This window comes from Amycolatopsis sp. GA6-003, assembly GCF_046267895.1.
Lineage (GTDB): Bacteria > Actinomycetota > Actinomycetes > Mycobacteriales > Pseudonocardiaceae > Amycolatopsis.
Map to the genome: position 1 here is coordinate 230,199 of NZ_CP176499.1, position 19,780 is coordinate 249,978.

21 protein-coding genes are annotated in these 19,780 nt (G+C 69.1%); 14 read left to right on the top strand and 7 right to left on the bottom strand.

Annotation, left to right across the window (positions count from 1 at the left end):
* The first annotated feature begins 32 nt into the window (after positions 1–32).
* From F9C12_RS01010 to F9C12_RS01025, 4 genes are all read left to right on the top strand, one after another.
* The gene (locus F9C12_RS01010) at positions 33–1,007 is read left to right on the top strand and encodes a bifunctional 5,10-methylenetetrahydrofolate dehydrogenase/5,10-methenyltetrahydrofolate cyclohydrolase (protein ID WP_409464371.1); all 975 of its coding nucleotides are present in this window, start codon (positions 33–35) and stop codon (positions 1,005–1,007) included.
* The gene (gene purU / locus F9C12_RS01015) at positions 1,004–1,876 is read left to right on the top strand and encodes a formyltetrahydrofolate deformylase (protein WP_409464372.1); all 873 of its coding nucleotides are present in this window, start codon (positions 1,004–1,006) and stop codon (positions 1,874–1,876) included. The genes F9C12_RS01010 and purU overlap by 4 nt, the downstream gene beginning before the upstream one ends.
* A complete protein-coding gene (locus F9C12_RS01020) occupies positions 1,873–2,514 on the top strand; it encodes a cyclodeaminase/cyclohydrolase family protein (protein ID WP_409180119.1) in 642 nt (213 codons plus the stop codon). Before purU ends, F9C12_RS01020 begins: the two co-directional genes overlap by 4 nt.
* Positions 2,515–2,805: 291 nt before the next feature.
* Complete coding sequence (locus tag F9C12_RS01025) at positions 2,806–3,042, top strand: VOC family protein (protein WP_409464373.1); 237 nt, start codon at positions 2,806–2,808, stop codon at positions 3,040–3,042.
* Between the two features lie 252 nt (positions 3,043–3,294).
* On the opposite strand, the gene F9C12_RS01030 is transcribed toward F9C12_RS01025, so the two are convergent.
* From F9C12_RS01030 to F9C12_RS01045, 4 genes are read right to left on the bottom strand one after another with little or no spacing between them, the layout of a single operon-like run.
* Positions 3,295–3,585 carry a muconolactone Delta-isomerase family protein gene (locus tag F9C12_RS01030; protein ID WP_409464374.1) on the bottom strand — a complete coding sequence of 97 codons (291 nt, stop codon included), beginning with the start codon at positions 3,583–3,585 and terminating at the stop codon, positions 3,295–3,297.
* A gap of 16 nt (positions 3,586–3,601) precedes the next feature.
* Positions 3,602–4,309 carry an alpha/beta fold hydrolase gene (locus F9C12_RS01035; RefSeq protein WP_409180121.1) on the bottom strand — a complete coding sequence of 236 codons (708 nt, stop codon included), beginning with the start codon at positions 4,307–4,309 and terminating at the stop codon, positions 3,602–3,604.
* Positions 4,306–5,025 (bottom strand): 4-carboxy-4-hydroxy-2-oxoadipate aldolase/oxaloacetate decarboxylase, encoded by a 720-nt coding sequence (locus F9C12_RS01040; RefSeq protein ID WP_409464375.1) that lies wholly within the window; start codon positions 5,023–5,025, stop codon positions 4,306–4,308. Before F9C12_RS01040 ends, F9C12_RS01035 begins: the two co-directional genes overlap by 4 nt.
* Positions 5,022–5,750 (bottom strand): PIG-L deacetylase family protein, encoded by a 729-nt coding sequence (locus tag F9C12_RS01045; protein WP_409464376.1) that lies wholly within the window; start codon positions 5,748–5,750, stop codon positions 5,022–5,024. Before F9C12_RS01045 ends, F9C12_RS01040 begins: the two co-directional genes overlap by 4 nt.
* 263 nt (positions 5,751–6,013) lie before the next feature.
* Between F9C12_RS01045 and F9C12_RS01050 the strand changes: the two genes are divergently transcribed.
* The 4 genes from F9C12_RS01050 (at position 6,014) to F9C12_RS01065 (ending at position 10,822) form a co-directional block, all read left to right on the top strand.
* The gene (locus F9C12_RS01050) at positions 6,014–7,294 is read left to right on the top strand and encodes a hypothetical protein (protein WP_409464377.1); all 1,281 of its coding nucleotides are present in this window, start codon (positions 6,014–6,016) and stop codon (positions 7,292–7,294) included.
* Between the two features lie 54 nt (positions 7,295–7,348).
* Positions 7,349–8,866, top strand: a complete 1,518-nt coding sequence (locus F9C12_RS01055) for an ATP-binding protein (RefSeq protein ID WP_409464378.1) — start codon at positions 7,349–7,351, stop codon at positions 8,864–8,866.
* The gene (locus F9C12_RS01060; RefSeq protein ID WP_409464379.1) at positions 8,863–9,534 is read left to right on the top strand and encodes a response regulator; all 672 of its coding nucleotides are present in this window, start codon (positions 8,863–8,865) and stop codon (positions 9,532–9,534) included. The genes F9C12_RS01055 and F9C12_RS01060 overlap by 4 nt, the downstream gene beginning before the upstream one ends.
* Before the next feature lie 1,033 nt (positions 9,535–10,567).
* Positions 10,568–10,822: a hypothetical protein gene (locus F9C12_RS01065; protein ID WP_409464380.1), complete on the top strand. Its 255-nt coding sequence runs from the start codon at positions 10,568–10,570 to the stop codon at positions 10,820–10,822.
* Between the two features lie 45 nt (positions 10,823–10,867).
* Here F9C12_RS01065 and F9C12_RS01070 read toward each other — a convergent pair whose 3' ends face one another.
* A complete protein-coding gene (locus F9C12_RS01070) occupies positions 10,868–11,863 on the bottom strand; it encodes an AraC family transcriptional regulator (RefSeq protein ID WP_409464381.1) in 996 nt (331 codons plus the stop codon).
* Between the two features lie 50 nt (positions 11,864–11,913).
* Entirely contained in the window at positions 11,914–12,744 is an 831-nt protein-coding gene (locus tag F9C12_RS01075; RefSeq protein ID WP_409464382.1) for an alpha/beta fold hydrolase, read from the bottom strand.
* A 213-nt stretch (positions 12,745–12,957) separates the two neighbouring features.
* Here F9C12_RS01075 and F9C12_RS01080 point away from each other — a divergent pair, with 213 nt between their 5' ends.
* The 6 genes from F9C12_RS01080 to F9C12_RS01105 all read left to right on the top strand — a co-directional run bounded on the left by F9C12_RS01080 (position 12,958) and on the right by F9C12_RS01105 (position 18,081).
* Positions 12,958–13,299, top strand: a complete 342-nt coding sequence (locus tag F9C12_RS01080) for a 2Fe-2S iron-sulfur cluster-binding protein (RefSeq protein WP_409464383.1) — start codon at positions 12,958–12,960, stop codon at positions 13,297–13,299.
* 15 nt (positions 13,300–13,314) lie between these two features.
* Positions 13,315–14,229, top strand: coding sequence for a catechol 2,3-dioxygenase (locus F9C12_RS01085; RefSeq protein ID WP_037805816.1), 915 nt, complete (start codon positions 13,315–13,317; stop codon positions 14,227–14,229).
* A 13-nt stretch (positions 14,230–14,242) separates the two neighbouring features.
* Positions 14,243–14,848, top strand: coding sequence for a flavin reductase family protein (locus F9C12_RS01090; RefSeq protein ID WP_409464384.1), 606 nt, complete (start codon positions 14,243–14,245; stop codon positions 14,846–14,848).
* Positions 14,849–14,872: 24 nt separating this feature from the next.
* Positions 14,873–16,144, top strand: a complete 1,272-nt coding sequence (locus F9C12_RS01095) for an LLM class flavin-dependent oxidoreductase (protein ID WP_409464385.1) — start codon at positions 14,873–14,875, stop codon at positions 16,142–16,144.
* A complete protein-coding gene (locus tag F9C12_RS01100) occupies positions 16,141–16,944 on the top strand; it encodes an alpha/beta fold hydrolase (RefSeq protein ID WP_409464386.1) in 804 nt (267 codons plus the stop codon). Before F9C12_RS01095 ends, F9C12_RS01100 begins: the two co-directional genes overlap by 4 nt.
* 642 nt (positions 16,945–17,586) lie before the next feature.
* Positions 17,587–18,081, top strand: a complete 495-nt coding sequence (locus F9C12_RS01105) for a GNAT family N-acetyltransferase (protein WP_409464387.1) — start codon at positions 17,587–17,589, stop codon at positions 18,079–18,081.
* Here F9C12_RS01105 and F9C12_RS01110 read toward each other — a convergent pair.
* Positions 18,066–19,652 (bottom strand): AMP-binding protein, encoded by a 1,587-nt coding sequence (locus tag F9C12_RS01110; RefSeq protein ID WP_409464388.1) that lies wholly within the window; start codon positions 19,650–19,652, stop codon positions 18,066–18,068. The two genes, F9C12_RS01105 and F9C12_RS01110, sit on opposite strands and share 16 nt — an antisense overlap.
* Between the last annotated feature and the right edge of the window lie 128 nt (positions 19,653–19,780).

Here is a 19,780-nt window from a genome sequence, read left to right on the forward strand (position 1 = left end):
CCCGCCGGCACGACACCTGGAGTTGCTGAGAGATGAGTGCAGAGGTCATCGACGGCCGAGCAGCCGCCCGAACGCTGAAGGGAGGTGTGGCGGCCGATGTTGCCCGTCTGAAGGCCGATGGCGCCGGCATCGGCTTGGCGACCGTCGTGGTCGGCGAGGAATACAGCTCCGCGGCCTACGAGCGCCGTCTGGCGCGGCTGGCGTCCGAGCTGGGAGTTCCGCACCGACGCTGCGCTCTGCCCGCGTCCGCGGCTCAGGGCGAGGTGGTCGAGCTCGTCGACGGGCTGAACGCGGACCCGGACGTGTCCGGCATCCTGGTCCTGCGTCCTCTTCCCGCACACGTCGACGAGGCCGCGGTGTTCCGGGCCATCGACCCCCGCAAGGACGTCGAGGCGGTGCACCCGGAGAACGCGGGCCTGCTGGCGCTCGGTGTTCCGCGGTTCGTCCCCTCGACGGCCGCTGCGGTGTTCCACCTGCTCGACACCTGGCTCGACGCGGCGGGGGAGGACCGGGCGGACTTCTACCATCGGTCGCTGATCGTGGTCGTCGGACGCTCGAACAACGTGGGCAAGCCCGCGATCTCCCTCGGCTACGAGCGGCAGACGACCGTCGAGTCCGTGGACGAGTGGGCGGACAGGACCACCGGCATCGGCCGGCACACCCGATGGGCCGACGTGCTCATCGTGGCCGCGGGCAAAGCCGGGTTGATCAAAGCCGAGCACGTCAGCGAGAACGCCGTGGTGATCGACGTCGGCATCAATCCGCAGCGGGGCGACGACGGCCGGGTGCGCATGGTCGGCGACGTCGACTACGACTCGGTCGCCCCGCGGGTCCGGGCGATCACGCCGGTTCCCGGCGGGGTCGGGCCGGTCACGGACGTGTGGCTGGTGCGCAACACCGTTCTGGCCGCCCGCATCCTGTCGGGAATGACCTCTGCTGAGGCCGTCCGTTCCCTCGCCGACCCGAGCCCGGCGCTCGCCGCCGCGTCCTTCCAGGAGGCGTCATGACCCCGCCCGCCGGCGCTCAGCGCGCCGTCCTGCTCCTCTCGTGCCCCGACGCGCCCGGGATCGTGCACGCCGTCGCCGAGATGCTGGTGCGGGCGCGGTGCACGATCGTGCAGAGCCAGCAGTTCGGCGACGCGATCAACGGAACGTTCTTCCTGCGCGTCGAGTTCGCTCACGCCGACGGGACGCCTCTCGACTTCGAGGCGCTACGCGAGGAAATGCGGTCCGTGGGCGAGCGATTCGAGATGAACTGGAGCCTCGCGGACGGCCGGCAGCGGCTGCGGGTCGTGCTGATGGTCAGCAAGTTCGCGCATTGCCTCAACGACCTGTTGTTCCGCAACTCGATCGGCGAGCTCGCCCTCGACGTCGCGGCCGTGGTCTCCAACCACCCCGACCTGGGCCGCATCGCGGACAGCTTCGGCGTCCCCTTCAAGCACATCCCGGTCACGAAGGACACCAAGCCGCAGGCGGAGGCCGCGCTCGTCGATCTGGTGCGCGAGGAAGACGTCGACCTCGTGGTGCTCGCGCGCTACATGCAGATCCTCTCGGACGACCTGTGCAAGCAGCTCGACGGGAAAGCGATCAACATCCACCACTCGATGCTGCCGAGCTTCAAGGGCGCCAAGCCCTACCACCAGGCCCACGCGCGCGGCGTGAAGTTCATCGGAGCCACCGCGCACTACGTGACCGCCGACCTGGACGAGGGGCCGATCATCGAACAGGAGCTCATCCGCGTCGACCACTCGCTGGGCCCGGACCAGTTGGCTGCTCGCGGTCGGGAGGCGGAGAGCCGCGCCCTGGCTCGCGCCGTGCGGTGGCACTCCGAGAACCGGATCGCCGTCGCCGGGAACCGGACTGTCGTCTTCCCATGAGCGCATCGCAGACCCCAGTGTCCGAGCTGACTGTCGGTGGTTTCCTCGACCAGCTCGCCGCCCGGACCCCGGCTCCGGGCGGCGGCGCTGCCGGCGCGCTGCACGCAGCTCAGGCAGCGGCGCTGCTGAGCATGGTCGCCCGGTACACCACCGGAGGGGACAGCGTCGATCTGGTGAGCGGCATCCTCGAGCAGGCCGAGGCGGAACGCGCCGTCGCCCTGCAGCTCGCCACCGATGACGCGACGGCATTCGGCGCGGTGGCGGAGGCGTATCGCCTGCCGCGTGCCACCTCGCACGAGAAGGAACGTCGGTCTGCGGCGATCGCGGAGGCGCTCGCGGAAGCGGCTCGTCCGCCGGCCGCGGTGATCCGGATCGCGTGCTCGTTGATGTCGCTGGCCGAACGCCTGCTGCCGGTGGCGAATCGCAATGTCATCACCGATGTCGCGGCTGCCTCCGAGGCGGCGCGGGCGGCCGCGACCACGGCTCGGCTCAACGTCGAGATCAACCTCGGCGGCATCCGCGGCGATGCGGTCCGCGCCCGCCTTCTCGGTGTTCTGGATCAGGTCGATGCCCTCACCGTGCGTGCGGCCGCGGTCGAGCGCTCGGTGCGCACGGTCCTGGCACGCAGCCACGAATGAACCGGAGGAAGCGATGACTGCCGGAATGAGCCGAGGCCGCTGGCTCGGGAAGTCGCGGTCTCCGCCGAGGCCGGTGTCCGCGGGGCGGCGGCCAAGGCCGACGTCCGCGGGGCCTTGGTCCAGCTGAGCACTGAGGGGATGATCGAGCGGATTCCTCATCGTGGCGCCCGGGTTCGCGCCGTCCCCCGCGACGAGGCACTGGAGATCCTTGCCGTCCGCATGGCGCTGGAGGAGCTCAGCGCCGCCTGAGTTGTCGTTGTCTCTTCAGAGCAACCATGGGGGACGACGTTGGTGAAGATCAACCGCCAGATTGTTGTGTTCGACGCCGCTGACCTGGCTGCTGAGAGCAGCTTCTGGGCCCGGATGCTCGACGGCACGGTTGACGCCGAAGATGACTGGCACTTTGTTTCCGTAGACGGCCAATGGCGCACCGGGGCTTCGCCATGCCCGCTTCCACGGCCGGAAACAACCGGAAACAAAAGGGCCGGCTGCTCACGGCGCACTGTCTTGTCGGAGACAGGTCCGTGAGCACCCGGCCAGCACAAGCTACCGGCTGGCACACCCGCGCTCGCCCCTCACGCCCCAGAACGCCCAACATTCAACGCCGTGCTGACGGAGTCGACCGGCAGGCGGTTCGACGCGGCTCCTCGCTTCAGAAGGCCGTCCGCGTGCATCGAGTTGGCGACGTCGTCGATCGCTCGAACCTCGTGGTCTAGCCGAGGGCGAACGCTCGCGCCCTCGACTAGACGTTCCCAACGGGACAAAGCTGTGCGGTCGCGGTCAGCTGAGCCGCTGCTGCTTTTCCTGGGGATGGGTGGCGAGCGCCTCGACTCGGACGTCCATCCATTTCCACATCGGGAGGGAGACGAGCGCGTCGTGCAGTGCGGCGGGGTCGTCGGCTTCGTAGAGGCCGATGGTGGCGTTGCGACCGGGAACCCGCCACAGCCGCTTGAGAATGCCCTGCTCGCGCAGCTCCATCGCGCGTTCGCGCTCGCCCTTCCTCAGCTCGTCGCGGAGTTCCTCCGGGGTGTCGTTCGGGAGGAGGTTCTCGGTGCGGACCAGGAATTCCACGGTTTCTCCTTCCGGCTCAGGCCGGCGCGATCTCGAGCAGCAGGGCGCCGAGCTCGTCCGGTGCGGTGACCATGGCTTCGTGGCCGGCGGCGATCTCGTGGGTCGGCCAGCCGAGGGCGGCGGCCTTCTCGGCCTGCGGTGTGAAGACCCGCATCCACTCCACGCATTCGACGAAGGCGGCGGGCACCTGGTCGCCCTTGCCGGTCAGGCGCAACGGCTCGGTGTAGGCCAGCCACGGGTGCGGGGTCAGCCGGGGCGTCAGCCAGTCCACGTCCGCCTCGTCGGTCACGCCGAGCTTGGACAGCGAACGGACGGGGACCAGCCAGCCGAAACCGGGTCCCTCGACCGACTCCCGGTAGTGCCCGGCGATCGCCGGCGGCAACAGGTCGATGGCGGCGTCGCCGTCGTCGCCGACGAACGCGTCGAGGTGGATGCGCAGGGCGATCCGCTCCGGGACGCGGTCTGCGACACCGGTGATGACCTGCCCCGCGTAGCTGTGCCCGACCAGCACGACATCGCGGGCGTCGTGCGCCTCGAGCATCGCGACGACGTCCTGGACGTGCGTGGACAACCCGACCTGGGGAGTGATCAGGTGGGCACGATCGGACAGCCCGGTCAGGGTCGGGGCCAGCACCTCGTGGCCGGCGGCGCGGAGCGCGGGGATCACCCGCTGCCAAACCCACCCGCCGTGCCAGGCGCCGTGAACGAGGACGAACGTGCTCATCGGGACTCCTCGGACGGGTCGGCTTCGCCGTCGTCGGCATCGACGTAGCGCACACCGAGCCGTTCCAGAAGCGGACGCATGTCGTAGACGTCGAGGCCGAGCTCGCCCGCGCGGAACCGGCGCCGCTTGGCCTCCTCGTTGGCCTCTCGCCTGACGGCGGCCTCGACGACCTTCTCGCCCTCGGCCAGCGGGACAGCGAGAACGCCGTCGTCGTCGGCGACGATGATGTCGCCGGGGTTGACGAGCTGTCCGGCGACCACGACCGGCACGTTGACCGACCCGGCGACTGCCTTCGCGGTGCCCTGGGCGTGCACGGCGCGCGACCAGACCGGGAATCCCATCGCCTGCAGGTCGGCGATGTCCCGGACGCCCGCGTCGGTGACCAGGCCGCGAACCCCCCGCTGCAGCAGCTGGGTCGCGAACAGGTCGCCGAACATGCCGTCGGTCGACCGCGAGGTGGTGGCGACCACCAGCACGTCGCCCTCCCTGCACTGCTCGATGCAGGCGTGGATCATCAGGTTGTCGCCTGGGTGGGACAGCACCGTGACGGCACGGCCGGCAACGCGGGCGCCCGGGTAGATGGGGCGCAGCTCCGGTCCCAGCAGACCGCGGCGCCCGTGGGCCTCGTGCGCGGTCGCGACTCCGTACTTCGCCAGCGCAGCGACGACCTCGGCCGAGGGGCCGCGACTGGTGCGGACGATCACGTTGTCGGTCATCGCAGGACCTCCCCGACGATCGGGAAGACCCGCTGGTAGGCCTCGGCGTACGCGATTGACTTCGCCCCGCCGTTGCGCACGGCCTGCACGCCCCGGCGCGACCCGAGATCGGTGTAGTACTGCACGAGGTGGGACTGCGCCCCCAGGCATTCCATGGCCTTGCGCTTGCGGTCGAACACCGAAGTGATGTCGAGCAGGAGGTTGGGCAGGAAACCGCACTGCTCGGGCTGGTGCGGCTCGAACTGGAGGACCTGCGGGGCCCCGAGGGGACTGGTCGAGCGGTCGTGGCCGGCGGCCTGGGCGACCTGGCGGGCGAGCAGGGTGGCCTCGTGGGCGGCGTTGTGGTCGCGGTTGTACGGGTCGGCGGCGACGTGGGTGAGCAGGACTTCCGGTTGCGCCTCGCGCATCGCGGCGACGATCTGGTCCAGGGCGCCGGCATCGACCCGCAGCGGGTAGTCGCCGAGGTCGAGGAAGGAGATCGAGGTGCCGAGCGCGGCCGCGGCGGCCTCAGCCTCAGCGCGGCGGCTCTCCTTGGCCTTCTCCAGCGTCATCCCGTCCCGCCTCCAGAGCCCTTGGGACTCGCCGCGCTCGCCGTAGCTCAGGCAGATGATCCGCACGTCGTAGCCGCGCTCGGCGTACAGGGCGAGCGCCCCTCCTGCGCGCCACACGAAGTCGCCGGAATGCGCGCTGACAACCAGCACTGAGGGGGCCTTGTCCGTCGCCATCTTCGCCGAACCCTTCCTGTCGTTGTGTTCGACCGCTCGCCGGCCTCGTGGTGGTAGACGCTAGGCAGCCCGCAACGTCGACGTAACGCGCGAATGACCGGTGTTCCACGGCGCTGGGCCCTGTCCCGGCTACGTCATTTGTCCTGGCGGAAGGCGCCCACATGGGCCTCGACTCGAGGTCATCAGGGCGTCCCGCCGCCGCGGATGCCGCCCTACGGTCCTGAGCAGGGCCAGTACAGTCCGACATCACAGCGAGGAAGCCGATGAGTCACTCAGTCAGCAGCATGCGCAAGGCTCCGGAAGGGTATGCCTGGAGCCGGTTCGGCGAGCCCGAGTACACGGACTGGCTGGACGAGAGCCTGTCCTGGAAGCAGACCTGCTACATCGGAGATTGGTCATTCCTCTGGCAGCACCGCTTCACCGGCCCTGATGTGCTCACCATGCTCGGCGACATCACCGTCAACAGCTTCACGACGTTCGACATCGGGCAGTCCAAGCACGCGATTCACACCAACCGGGACGGCAAGGTCATTCACGAGGGCGTCCTGAGCCGCCTGGGGCGGGACGAGTACGTGCTCCACGGCCGCGGGGGCTTCTGGGCGGCCCACTACCTGGCCTCCACCGACTACGACGTCAAGGTCGAACAGGACGACTGGTTCATCCTCCAGGTTTCCGGCCCGCACTCGATCCGTGTCCTGGAGAAGGTCGCGGGGAGCGGGTTGCGCGACACCGGCTTCATGCGCGTCAACACGATCACCGTCGCGGGCCACGAGATCTACGCCCTGCGCCAGGGCATGGCCGGAGAGATCGGCTTCGAGCTCCAAGGTCCGATGGCCCACAAGCAGGACGTCTACGACGCGATCGTGGATGCGGGCCGGGAGTTCGGGATCCGCAAACTCGGGGGGCGCACGGCTGCCATCAACCACCTCGAGGCGTGCTTCCCGACGATCGCGACGGACTACCTCCCGGCGATCTTCGAGCCGGAGACCGCGGACTACCTGAAGGCGTTCACCAGTTCGATGCCGTCGTTCGCGCAGCCGGCCTACATCGCGGGCTCGTTCGACGGACAGCAGATCTCCGACTACTACCGCAGTCCCGTAGAGCTCGGCTGGGCGCGCAACATCAAGTTCGACCACGACTTCCTGGGCCGCGAGGCCTTGGAGGACGAGAAGGCGAACCCGCGTCGGGTGATGCGCACCCTGGTGTGGAACCCCGAGGACGTCCTCGACGTGCAGGCCTCGCTGTTCCGTCCAGGCGAGAACTACCTTTTCATGGACATGCCGCGCGACCAGCGGGGGTTCATGTGGGCGGACCGCGTCACCCGCGGCGGCGAACTTGTCGGCGTGTCGACCTCGCGCGGGTACAGCTACTTTTTCCGGGAAATGCTGTCCCTGTGCACGGTCGACGTGGAGCACGCCGAGATCGGGACGGCTCTCACCGTGCATTGGGGCAACCCTCGCGGCCGGCAGAAGGAGATCCGGGCGACCGTCGCCCCGGCGCCGTACAAGACCGACCGCAGGCGAGCGGACTTGCAAAGCGCCTGATCGGCCGGAACCGGGATACTTGGGGCAGCGGCCGGCAGCTGCGAGGAGCTCTGGATGACGATCATCGAGCCGTGGGCGGCGATGCTCGACGCCCTCGCCCATGGCGTGGCGCTTGTCGGACCCGACGAACGGGTCCGTTGGATGAACCGCGCCGGCGAGTCGATCCTGCGCGTTTCCCGCGACGACTTGACCAGCTTGGGGACGCCGTTCGTCCTGTCCGGCGACGACGACCGCCGCCCCGGCGCCGAGCGACAGGTCACGTGGGGACGCGGGACCGGGGAACCGATCGAACTCGCCTGCACGGTGGGCGGCACGCTCGACCTCGGTTCGGGCCGGGTCGTGCTCGTCGAGTTCCGGGACGTGACCGAGCAGCGGCACCAGCATCGGCGGGTCGCCGCACTCGCGCGCACTGCCGCGAGCACCGCCTCCGACAGCTCTCTCACCGTGGTGCTGAACGCGATGGCCGAGGAGGTCCAGCGTTCGCACGGGGTCGCGGGAGCCCAGGTGGTGGTCGTGACCTCCGATGGGGAACAGCTGCAGGTCATGGGGTCCGCCGGGTTCGCCGAGGTGTCGACGTTCTTCGACCTGCTGATGGCCTCCAGGGAACGCGGCGCGGACCTCATCACCTACCGCTGCCTGCACGAGCGCCGCCAGTTCGTGCTTCCGGGCCGGCGAGCGCACATGCTCGCCGACCCGGCGTGGCAACCCCTGCACGACTACGTGGCCCAGATCGAATGGGACGACTTCATCAGCACGCCGCTGGTCTCCCGCGGCAAGGCGCTGGGGGTGCTCAACGTCTACGTGGCCAGCGGCCAGCGGGCTACGCCGGCGATGCTCAGCTTCCTCGAGTCCATGGCAGAACAGGCCGCCCTCGCGGTGGACTACGCGACGTTGATCGCCAACGAGCGTTTCACCGCCCGGCGCGAAGAGCGTGAGCGACTGGCCCGCAACCTGCACGACTCGGTCGTCCAGCACGTCTTCTCGCTGGGCATGCAGGCGCGGGCACTGTCCGGGATCGCGTCACGCCTTCCGGAACCGTACGACGACCGGGTGCTGTCCATTTCCGACGAGATGGCCGAACTGATCGAAAACGTGCAGCGGGACTTGCGCGGCGTCGTTCTGGCCCTGCGCACCTCCGTCGCCGCCGAGCTCGGTCTGGGCGAGGCGCTCGACCGGCTCGCGCGGACGGTCGAACGGCGTGACGGCGTCGCCGTGGAACTGGACGTGGACGCCATCGCCGAGAAGGAGCTCGACGGTTCCGAGCAGGCCGAGGACGTCTACCAAATCGTCGCCGAGGCCGTGCACAACGCGGTGAAGCACGCACGGCCGACCCGAGTCCGGGCAACACTCACCGTCGACCGCGGCGTGCTCCGGGTCGAGGTCGCCGACGACGGCAGCGGACTGGTTTCCCACCGGTCGGGGACTGGCGGGTTCGGACTGACGTCCATGCGGGATCGAGCACGGCGGTGGAGCGGCTCGGTGGAGATCGACACGGAAGCGGGCGTGGGTACTACGGTCCGCGCGGAGCTGCAAATGCCCAGGAACTGCGCAGAACGAGGAGACGAACCATGACGACCGAGCAGGAGGCAATCGCGGTGTTCGTCGTGGACGATCACGAAGTGGTCCGTCGCGGGATCGCCAGCTTCCTGGAGTTCGCGGACGGCATCGCCTTCGTCGGCGAGGCTTCGGACGGCCGGGAAGCCCTCGACCGGCTGGCGGTGATGGACGCACAAGGCCAGCTCCCGGACGTCGTGCTGCTGGACCTGCAGATGCCGCGTCTCGACGGCGCGGAGACGGTGGCGGTCCTGGCCGAGCGGTATCCCGACGTTCGCACGGTGATCCTCACCAGTTTCTCGGAGGTGGAGCGAGTTCAGGCCGCCCTCGCCAACGGCGCGTCCGGATACGTGCTCAAGGACGCGGCGGCGGGCGAGGTCGAGGCCGCGATCCGCGCGACCCAGCGCGACGAGATCTTCATCGACTCCGCAGTGGCGGGCAAGCTCACCAAACGGCTGCGCGGTCCCGCCCACGGCGTTGGCGCGCTGAGCGAACGGGAAAGGGCAGTCCTCGTGCTCGTCGGACGGGGACTGTCCAACCGGGCGATCGCCGAGCGCCTGGCGATCAGCGAGCGCACCGCGCGCACGCACGTCAGCAATCTCCTGACCAAACTGGACCTCAGCACCCGCACCCAGGCCGCGCTCGTCGCGGTGCGAGAGGGCCTGGTGGAGGCGGATCCCGAGTAGCGAACTTCGCTGCCCGCGTGCGACTCCGGCGACTCTCGAGTGGGACGCCTGCCACGCAACTGGCCTGGTGCCGTTTCCGTCGTGCTGGAGAACCGACACGCCTGTTCGGACGCGAGGGTTGTGAAGCGGGGCGCGGATTGGCGACGGTGGGCGCGATACCCCGCCGAGGATCGCCCCGATCTGGCAGGCAGCGAGGTCCCGCTGTAGCGCACTCGCGGATCGAACAAGTCTGCCAGCAGTGCGGCAATCGGGCCGTAGGTCACGCCGATGAACGCCCCGACGACCAGCATCCCGAGCAGGATGGGAGCGAGACTCTTCGTGTTGAGCAGGGAAACAGCGCCGCCGTCGAACCTGTCAGACCGATTCCGCCGAGGACGAGTACCCGCTGCCTGCCGTGCCGGTCCGCGAAAAAACGGGCTCGCGCTGCTCTGAGCTGCGGAAACCCGTCGTCCGGTTGGGCTGACAGGATTTGAACCCGCGACCCTTGACCCCCAGGACGGTGGAGTCAGGGTTTTCGCAGCTCAGAGGGCGGTTGCATGATCGACTGGCGTTCCTGAAACGCCCGGTCGTGTGGGCCTGGGCAGGACGTGTGGTCCCCAAATGGTCCCCAAGATCCGGCCTGGTCATGGCCTGCTTGGCCGCCGATTCGCCTGCTACGCGATCCCTGACCTATCCGGGCGTTGGCAGCAGCCTGACCACTGCGTCGGCGCGCCACGGTTTCGATCTTCTTTTCCCGCAGGCCGATACGCCGCCTGAGCTGCAGCGACGACTTTTCGAGCCCCACAGGGCAGCACGGCGAAGCATCCTCTGGTCCGGCGCTCCGTGGCGTCGGCAAGCGCGGTAACGCGTCGGCCTGACCATGCTGGCGTCCGCACGGACTATGCGGACCTGATCCTTGCTGACTGGGCGACGAAGACGCTTCTCTCCAACGACTTCCGGATCAGTCATCGCGGTGGCTGTCCATGGGCAGCACTCCGTTTGTGGCCGTCAACGCCGCGACGAGGCTGAGGTTCTCCAGGGGAAAGGAGTTCGCGTGGTCGCGTGGCTGGCGGTGTCGGTACTGTCTCTCGCAGTGGCGGGAGCAGCGCTGGCGTGGAATATGCACTCGTTCAAGCGTTCTGGCGGTTTTGCGGCTGTGAGAATCAACCATCACGAAGATCTCAGAGGCGATCCGCAGAAGTGCGTCTACATTACGCGGGAAGTGCGGCAGCATGTCGACCGGCGAGCAGTGGAAACCGAGACGCAACATGCAGCTTTCCCGCTTGCAGGCGGGGGGAAGGCTGCCTAGCCCGGAACGCGTGGGCGGGACGCGAGTGTCCCGCCCACGCCCGGATCAGGTGCGGAGGGTCTGCGACGGCAGCTGCCCGTATCGCTCCCGATAGGCCGCCGCGAAGCGGGGTACGTGCCCGAACCCCCAGCGGAACGCGATATCGGCGACCGAGAGCCCGTCGCCCGGCTCGGCGTTCTGCAGGTCTTCGTGCGCTCGGGAAAGCCGCACGCGGCGGAGGTATTCCATCGGCGTGAGCCCGAGGTGTTCGGCGAAGGCGGCTTGCAGGGAGCGGACGCTGGTCCCGGCGACCCGGGCGAGGTCGGAGACAGTGTGCGCGGCGGCGGGGTCGGCGTCGATCACGTCGAGGACGCGGGACAGCAGGCGGGGCCGGGCCGGGCGGGCGGTGCCGCGGAGGAGGCGGTCGGAGAAGTTGTTGGGCTGCGCGGCGAGCAGCTGGCCGACGACGAGTTCTTCCAGCGGGCGCAGGACCAGGTCGGGGGCGTCGGAGTCGACGGCGTCGCGCAGGAGCATGACGGCGCGGAGCCAGTTCCGGCCGGGGCCGTCGGCGAGGTCGAATCCGATGGAGAAGTGCACGGCCTCGTCCGGCGGGCAGCCGAGCACGCCTTCGACGGTCCGCTCGACCACCTGCCTGCTCACTTTCACCGCGAGCTGGGCGCAGTCGGCGCTCCAGCGCATGCTCGATTCCTCGGTCGGGGTGAGCACGGCCGCCCGTCCGGGGCCGGATTCGATCTCGTCGGGGCCGCACTGCGAGAGGGTGTGCCCGCGGAGCGGGACGTTGATCTCGTAGTAGGAGTGCAGTCGGCCGGGGCGGACCACGACCTCGGTGCCGTGCCGGATGTCGGCGATGGTGAGGTCGTCGGTGCGCCGGGCGCGGAGCGCGACGTCGAGGTCCGCCCCGGGTCCGGCCACCTCGAGGGTGTGCGTGCTGAACACCTCGGAGATCTCCCGCTGGGCCTCGTCCCGGTCGGCGGTGCGCACGACGTCGGTGGCCCACCTCGGCGAAGTCCGGGGGAGGCGCCGGTTCGGTGTCGCGGTCATGGTGATCACCTGACGCAGTCGTCGTTGTCCACGTGGTGACGGGGCGCGGTTCAGAGTGCCCCGGAGAGGAAGGCGTCCGCAAGCGCGGCGAAGGCGGCGGCGTGTTCGATCTGGACCCAGTGCCCGCAGCGGGCGAACACGTGCAGCTGGCTGTTCGGGATGAGGTCGAGCAGCCGGTAGCTGGTGGACGGCGGGATGACCTGGTCGTCGCGGCCGTGCACGAGGAGCGTTTCGTGCGGCAGCGCGGCGATGGCGTCCTCGGGGACGGCCATGGCCGCGACCTTCTCCTGCCGCGGTGCCGGGAACATGGCCGCGTACGCCTCGTGCACGCCCGGCCGGGTCGCGGCGCGGTAGCGGAGTTCGGCGAGTTCGTCGGTGGCGAACCGGGGGTCGTGGGCGAACACGTCGAGCAGGCGGCGCATATTCTCCACCGACGGTTCGAAGCCCCAGACCGCCTCCAGCCCCGGGGTGATCGGGAAGTGTACGCCGACGCTGCCCATCAGCACGAGCCGGTCGACCCGGTCGGGATGCCGGGTGGCGAGCCGCAGCGCCAGCGAGCCGCCGAAGCTGTTGCCGACCACCGACACCCGGTCGAGGCCGAGCGCTTCGAGGAAGCCGACGAGGTGGTCCAGCCAGCTCTCGGCGTCGTAGGAGGCGTCTTCGGGGCGTTCGGTGTAGCCGAAGCCGAGAATGTCCGGGGCGAGGACCCGATGCCGCTTCGCGAGTTCGGGCAGGACGAGACGCCAGTTCGCCCACGCGGACACGCCGGGGCCCGAACCGTGGATCAGCAGCACCGGATCGCCAGTGCCCTGGTCGTGGTAGTTCGTGGCGACGCCGCGGACGTCGACCGTCAGTCCGATCTCGGGTGATTCTCCGGTCATCGCGAACTCCTTTTTCCGTTACGTCAGTGGTCGGCTGTTGCGAATCTGACACGCGCGAGAACTGCTGGGCAACGGCTTGCGTGCGGTAGCGCACAAATGCTTGCGCGAACCGGATCAGGCTCGCGCGCAACGGATCGAACCGGGCCCGGGAGCCCGCCTACAGTCCGTCGGACAGCGCGAACCAATCGACTCGACGACGAGGCGGCGGTGCCGATGAGCGACCAACCGGAAGTCTGCGGCGCGGTGCGGATCCTTCCCGCCGGCGTGCGGCTCACTGTCCACAGCGGAGAGTCGATCGTGGACGCGGTCCGCAGGCACGGCTACCGGACGCGCTACTGCTGCCGCCGGGGCGGATGCCGCGCCTGCAAGGCCGATCTGGTCGAGGGCCGGGTCGACTATCCCGTCCCGGTCGCCGAATCCGCGCTCAGCGCGGAAGAGCGCGCCGCGGGCAAATGCCTTCCCTGCCGGGCGCGGCCCGAGGGCGAGGTCGTCGTCCGGCTGTCCGAAAAGGACGCTTTGACGCGGGTCTTCGGAGCTTTCCGGCCCGCCAGCTGAAAACCGGGAGCGAACATGGGTGTGATCAGACTCGGGTACGTCCACGTGCGAGTCACCGATTTGCCGGGCTCGGCCGAGCACTACCGCGAGACGCTCGGCATGGACCAGGTCGCCGAGCGGGACGGGCGGCTCTACCTCAAGTCCTGGGACGAGCACGACCATCATTCGGTCGTGCTCGAGGAGGGCGGCGTCGGCCTGGTCAAACTGGGCTACAAGGTCGAGAAGTCCGGCGATCTCGACGAATTCGAGCGCCGGGCGGCGTCGTTCGGCGTCCGGGTCGAGCGGATGGGCAAGGGCGACAACGAAGGCGTCGGCGACGGCCTGCGGCTGACGCTGCCGTCCGAGCACACGCTTGAGCTGTACAGCGACGTCGAATACCTCGGCAACGCGACCGGGAACTGGAATCCCGACCCCTGGCCGCGTTCGGGACTGCGCGGCATCGGCGTGCCGCGCCTCGACCACACGCTGATCACCACCGAGGACCCGGCGCTGCTGGAACGGTTCTTCTCCGAGGTCCTCGGCTTCCGGGCGGCGGAACGGCTGGTCGGCGGCGCGGACAACGACGAGCTGGTCGGCTCGTGGATGTTCTGCGGCGAACAGCCGCACGACATCGCGTTCGTGAAGGGGGAGCAGGGAAAACTGCACCACTTCGCCTACCACGTCGACGACTGGAACACCCTGCTGCGCGCGGGCGACCTGTTCTCGATGCACGACGTGCCCATCGACTTCGGCCCGGCGCGGCACGGCATCACCCGCGGCGAGACTATCTACTTCTTCGACCCGGCGGGCAACCGCAACGAGGTCTTCGCGGGCGGCTACCGCACCGGCCCGGATTTCCGCACGATCACCTGGACGATGGACAAGGCCGCGCAGGGCATCAACTACACCCACCGCGAACTCGACCCCGACTTCCTCAACGTCGTGACCTGACCGGAGAAACGACATGACCACAATGCACGCACCGGGCAACGCGAAACGGCTCCGCACGGTTCTGGGCGAGTTCTCGACCGGCGTCACCGTCGTCACCTATCGCGACGCCGACGGGCAACCGCGCGGCGCGACGATGAACTCGTTCACGTCGGTGTCGATGGATCCGCCGCTGGTCCTCGTGTCCGTGGCACGGCAGGCGCGGGCGTGCGAAGGCTTGACCGGCAACGAGTTCACGGTCAACATCCTCGCCGCCAGCCAGCTCGACGTCGCCCTGCACTTCGCGGGAAAACCGCGGAACGGCGCGGTTTCCTGGCACGAACCGGAAACCGGTCCGCCGCGGCTGACCGGTGCGGCGGCGTGGCTGCAATGCCGGCCGTGGCGCACCTACGACGGCGGCGACCACGTGCTGGTGCTCGGCGAGGTCGCGTGCCACGACGCCCGCCGGCTCGAACCGTTGACGTTCCACCGCGGCGAATTCCGCCGCTCCGGCCTGAAACTGCCGCAGCTGCCGCGCACGGCGGCCTTCGACGGGCGGCCCGCCTGCGCGTGGGTCGGCCGGGTGCATGAACTGCATGCCCTGTCCGACGCGGGGAACAGCGGCGAACCGCTCGACATCTGACCTTCGAACGAACTGGAGAACACCGTGAAAGTCACGTACTTCCAACAGGTTCCGTACCGGCGGCTCGCCGAGGATTTCGAGCAGCGGTTCGAATCCGTCATCACCACGCCGTACCACGAAGTCACCGAACCGCAGCACGTCGCCGCCGCGTTCCGCGAGGCGATGGACGAGCTGATGCACGCCGCCCGTGCGGGATTCGACGGTCTCGCCGTCACCGAGCACGGCCAAAGCTCCTACGACATGGCGCCGAATCCCGACATCATCGAGGCCGCCCTCGCCTACGCCACCGAGGCCGAGAACATCGAGACGGCGATCTACCCGGTCGGCCGGTCGCTCGGCAAGAGCCGGGAACCGCTGCGGGCGGCCGAGGAGCTGGCGATGCTCGACTGCATGTCGAACGGCCGCCTGGTCACCGGGTTCCCGGTCGGCCTCGCCTACGACGCCAACCTCAACAACGGCGTGCCGCCCGCGCAGACCCGGCAGCGGTTCGACGAGAACCTCGAACTGGTGCTGAAGGCGTGGACCCACGAGGGCGGGGCTTTCCCGTGGAACGGCAGGTTCGGGCAGTACCCGGGCGTCAACCTCTGGCCGCGCCCGCTGCAGCAGGCGCCGCATCCGCCGGTGTGGATCACCGGCATCGGCAACCCGCGCACCATGCAGATGACGCTGGAACGGGAATTCGGGTTCAACTACTTCGGCTGGTTCGGCCTGAAAGTCACCGGGCGCCGGATCTTCGACCGGTTCTGGGAAATCGCCGACCGGCTCGGCAAGGACGCCAACCCGTACCGCCTCGGCTTCATGCAGACCGTGTGCGTCGCCGACACCGACGCGAAGGCCGAAGCGCTGTATGCGCAGCATGCGGAGTACTTCTTCCGCAAAGGCATCGGCTCGATCCCGATGGAGCGGCTCGCGCTGCCCGGCGGCATCGACATCCGCGGCGTCGAAGCGATCATGCGCGACCCCGGCGACTTCGGCATCTACAGCAAGATGCGCACCGCGAGCTTCGCCGAACTGGTCGACGCGGGCTCGGTGATCTGCGGTTCGCCGGACACCGTCGCCGAACAGCTGCTCGCCTACGCCCGCGAATACCGCATCGGCAACCTGCACGCGATGCTGCAGTTCGGTTCCATGCCGCACGAACTGGCGAAGGACAACATCGACCTGTTCGCCAGCGCGGTCATGCCGCGGTTGCAGGAACTGTGGACCGACGAGGGCTACCGGCACCACTGGTGGCCCGAACGACTCGGCGGCACGCCGCTGGCCGATTCCGCCCGCCTGACAGGAGCGCTCGCATGACCAGTACCCTCGACCTCACCGAGAAGACCGTCGACGTCTGGGGCGGCGAGATCCAGCTCCGGGTCAAGGCAACAGGCCAGGGCCCCGGCCTGGTCTATCTGCACCCGGCCGCCGGGCTCGCGTGGGATCCGTTCCTGGAGCGCCTCGCCCAGGACTTCACCGTCTACGCCCCCGAGTTCCCCGGCACTTCGCCCGCCGATCCCTACGCCGTCCACAAGGTCGACGACCTGTGGCAGCTCGTGCTCATGTACGAGGAGGCGATCCGGAAACTGGAAATCGGCACGCCAGTCCTCATGGGACAGTCGTTCGGCGGGATGCTCGCAGCGGAACTGGCCGCCGCCTACCCGGACCGGTTCGCGAAACTGGTCCTGCTCGACCCGATCGGCCTCTGGCGCGACGAGCATCCGGTCGCGAACTGGATCGCGGCCCCGCCCTCCGCGCTGCCGGAATTGCTGTTCGCCGATCCCGAAGGCGACGCGGCGAAAGCGATGCTGACCCCGCCTGAAGATCCGGAAGAGGCGATCGCCGCGGGCGCGGGCCTGGTGTGGGCGCTGGGCTGCACCGGCAAATTCGTCTGGCCCATCCCCGACAAGGGTCTGGAGCGACGCTTGCACCGGATCAGCGCGCCGACCCAGATCGTCTGGGGCGAGCAGGACAAGCTGATTCCGGCGGTGTACGCCGACGAGTTCGCCGCCCGGATCACCGGGAGCAAGGTCGCGATCGTGCCGGGGGCCGGGCACATTCCGCAGGTCGAAGCCGCTGAGGCCACTTTCGCGGTCGTCGACGGATTCCTGCACTGACCGGGCTGGAACCGACGGTCGCCACGACGGACCAGCGCAACGCGGGGCTTCCCCGAGAACTCCGGGGCGGGCGGCCAGACCACCCGCGGCTGGTCCGCTCGCCCCGGGACCATACCCAGTTGGCCGGTCCACAGCGGAGCACGGCGCGGAAGGCTGCGGGACCGAATCATTCGGTCCCGCAGCCGTCGCAGCGTGCCGGTCAGACGGTGGGCGCAGTCCCGGACGTCATGGCACCGGTGCAGACGGTGTGGCCGCCGGAGGTATAGACCCCTCGAAGGCAACGTCGACGGCTCACTGTCCTGGTCGCGAACTTGGTCGCTAGCCTTGGCCTGCTGTGTGTGGTGTTCGTCGATCGGTGGTCTGCGACTGTTCGGCAGTCGTAAGGGATCTTGGTCCAGGTGTTGTCCTGGCTGACGCTGCTGGCGCGGGGCTCAGCCTCCAAGGACGCGCGGAGATACTGGCTCTGCGTCACGGGGTCGCCGTTCTGAGCCGCACCAGCTCTCGCCCACGACTGGACTGGGCCGACCGGGCGGTGCTCGCGGCTCTGTCCCGGCTCCTGTCGAAATCCCCGTGGGCCTGCCGCATCGTCACGCCCGCAGCATTGCTGCGGTCGGCGGCTGCAGGTCGGCGGTTTTCGCGCTGATGAACAAAGACCGCAGCGGCATCGACCTCAAAGCGCAGGTCTTGCTCTACCCGGTCGCCAACGCCGACCTCGACACCCCGTCCTACCTGCAGTTCGCCGAGGGCTACTACCTCACCCGCGACGGCATGAAGTGGTTCTGGGACCAATACACGCTGGCGGGAGAAGCATTGCTTTGGGGCATCGATCTCCACAACCGGACCGCACACGCAGGTGTCGCTCTCCGTCCGGATTATCGGGGCCAGAACCTCGGCGCCGACGTGGTCCAGGTCCTGTGCCACTACGCCTTCACCGTCCGCGGCCTGCAGCGGCTCCAAGGCGAAACGCTGGCAGACAACGCCGCCATGATCCGGTCCGCGACCGCCGCAGGCTTCGTGCCAGAGGGCACCTTGCGGCGCGTCGGGTGGGTCGGCGGGGAGTTCGCCGACCAGGTCGTGCTCGGGCTGCTCGCGGGGGAGTGGTGGTCCGAAAAGGAACTCCTTCACCGCTCCCCGTAGTGGTTCGCGTGCTGTTCCCGGACCACGTTCTTCTGGATCTTCCCCGTCGAAGTGCGCGGCAGTTCGTCGGCGACGATCACCGCTTTCGGCACCTTGTACCCGTCCAGCCGGTCCTTGAGCGCGGTGCGCAGGGTTTCCGCGTCGATCCGGCAGCCGGGTTTCGGGACGACGACCGCGGTGATCGCCTCCGTCCAGCGTTCGTGCGGCAGCCCTACGACGACGACCTCCGCGACGTTCGGCTCGGCGTCGTAGACCGCGCGTTCCACCTCCAGCGACGCGACGTTCTCGCCGCCGGTCTTGATGACGTCCTTCGCCCGGTCGGTGAACCACAGCACGCCGTCGGGGCCGAACCGGCCGACGTCGCCGGAGTGGAACCAGCCGTGCCGGAACGCGGTTTCCGTCGCCTCCGGGTCGCGCAGATATCCCTCCATTGTGGACGGCCCGCGGTAGACGATCTCGCCGGTTTCCCCGCGGGGCAGCAGCGCGCCCTGCTCGTCCATGATCGCGACGTGGACGCCGGTGAGCGGGGTGCCTACGGCTCCGACGTGGGTGAGCTGGTGCTCGGGCCGGAACAGGGTGGTGACCGGCGACATCTCGGTCTGCCCGAACAGCAGCGCGAATTCGCAGCCGTAGCCGTCGAGGCAAGCCTTGATCTGGGCTTCGGGCATCGGGGCCATCGCGTAGGTGGCGCGGCGCAGCGAAGACAGGTCCCGCGCCCCGAACGACGGGTGTTCCAGCGCCGCCCGGTACATCATCGGCAGGCCGAACACCTGGGTGATCCCTTCGCCTTCGATCGTTTCGAGGAAGCGTCCGGGCCCGAAACCGCGATGGATGTGCACCGTTGCGCCGACGAGGATCGCGGGCGTGCAGAACGCGTTGAGCTGCGCGGTGTGGAACATCGGCATCATCGCGAGGAACCGGTCGGCCGCGCTCCAGCCGTTGTCCAGGGCGGCTGACATGGACTCCAGGTAGATGCCCAGATGCGTGCCGACGACGCCCTTGGGGAACGCGGTGGTGCCGGACGTGTAGAGGTAGCTCAGCGGATCGCGATCGGCCACCAGGGTTTCTCCCGGGGCGGCAGGTCCGGCGGCGATCTCCTCCAGCGTGGTCCAGGAGCGGTCCTCCGGTGCCGGGGACCACTGCGCATCGGTGCCGGGGGCGACGAAGACGTCGGACACCTGGGCGCATTCGGCGAGCGACTCGGCCATCGTCGCGACCAGCTGGGTTTCCACGACCAGGCCGCGGGCCCGGGAGTGGGTAAGCACGTAGCCGACTTCCTTCGGCCGCCAGCCCAGGTTGATCGGCACGCAGACGACGCCCAGCCGGGCGCAGGCGTAGTAGGCCGCGAGGAATTCCGCGCTGTTGCCGGAGGCGAGGGCGAGGACGTCGCCGCGTTCGTAGCCCTTCGCGGAGAGGCCGCCGGCGAGGCGGTCGACCCAGTCGTCCAGTTCGGCGTAGGTCCAGGCGCGCGGGCCGTCGACCAGTGCCGGGCGGTCCGGGCGGGCGGCGGCGCTCCGGCGGAGGGAATCCGCGACGTTGACGCGCTGGATCAGGTTGGCGGCGAGCTCCATTGCTCCTCCACGGATCGCGGGAATCCCGACCGGGGCGGTCCTCCGGGATCTTCAGGTGAGTTCCCATTCACTAATGCGGCACTGTAACGCGTGTCCGGGCCGGATGCCAGCGCGGCGATCACGGCGTG

Coding starts and splice junctions, on each gene's coding strand:
- F9C12_RS01105 (WP_409464387.1), top strand. CDS start 17,587: ATGAACAAAGACCGCAGCGGCATCGACCTCAAAGCGCAGGTCTTGCTC.
- F9C12_RS01080 (WP_409464383.1), top strand. CDS start 12,958: ATGAGCGACCAACCGGAAGTCTGCGGCGCGGTGCGGATCCTTCCCGCC.
- F9C12_RS01055 (WP_409464378.1), top strand. CDS start 7,349: ATGACGATCATCGAGCCGTGGGCGGCGATGCTCGACGCCCTCGCCCAT.
- F9C12_RS01020 (WP_409180119.1), top strand. CDS start 1,873: ATGAGCGCATCGCAGACCCCAGTGTCCGAGCTGACTGTCGGTGGTTTC.
- F9C12_RS01035 (WP_409180121.1), bottom strand. CDS start 4,309: ATGAGCACGTTCGTCCTCGTTCACGGCGCCTGGCACGGCGGGTGGGTT.
- F9C12_RS01110 (WP_409464388.1), bottom strand. CDS start 19,652: ATGGAGCTCGCCGCCAACCTGATCCAGCGCGTCAACGTCGCGGATTCC.
- F9C12_RS01045 (WP_409464376.1), bottom strand. CDS start 5,750: ATGGCGACGGACAAGGCCCCCTCAGTGCTGGTTGTCAGCGCGCATTCC.
- purU (WP_409464372.1), top strand. CDS start 1,004: ATGACCCCGCCCGCCGGCGCTCAGCGCGCCGTCCTGCTCCTCTCGTGC.
- F9C12_RS01090 (WP_409464384.1), top strand. CDS start 14,243: ATGACCACAATGCACGCACCGGGCAACGCGAAACGGCTCCGCACGGTT.
- F9C12_RS01085 (WP_037805816.1), top strand. CDS start 13,315: ATGGGTGTGATCAGACTCGGGTACGTCCACGTGCGAGTCACCGATTTG.
- F9C12_RS01075 (WP_409464382.1), bottom strand. CDS start 12,744: ATGACCGGAGAATCACCCGAGATCGGACTGACGGTCGACGTCCGCGGC.
- F9C12_RS01070 (WP_409464381.1), bottom strand. CDS start 11,863: ATGACCGCGACACCGAACCGGCGCCTCCCCCGGACTTCGCCGAGGTGG.
- F9C12_RS01010 (WP_409464371.1), top strand. CDS start 33: ATGAGTGCAGAGGTCATCGACGGCCGAGCAGCCGCCCGAACGCTGAAG.
- F9C12_RS01040 (WP_409464375.1), bottom strand. CDS start 5,025: ATGACCGACAACGTGATCGTCCGCACCAGTCGCGGCCCCTCGGCCGAG.
- F9C12_RS01100 (WP_409464386.1), top strand. CDS start 16,141: ATGACCAGTACCCTCGACCTCACCGAGAAGACCGTCGACGTCTGGGGC.
- F9C12_RS01060 (WP_409464379.1), top strand. CDS start 8,863: ATGACGACCGAGCAGGAGGCAATCGCGGTGTTCGTCGTGGACGATCAC.
- F9C12_RS01050 (WP_409464377.1), top strand. CDS start 6,014: ATGAGTCACTCAGTCAGCAGCATGCGCAAGGCTCCGGAAGGGTATGCC.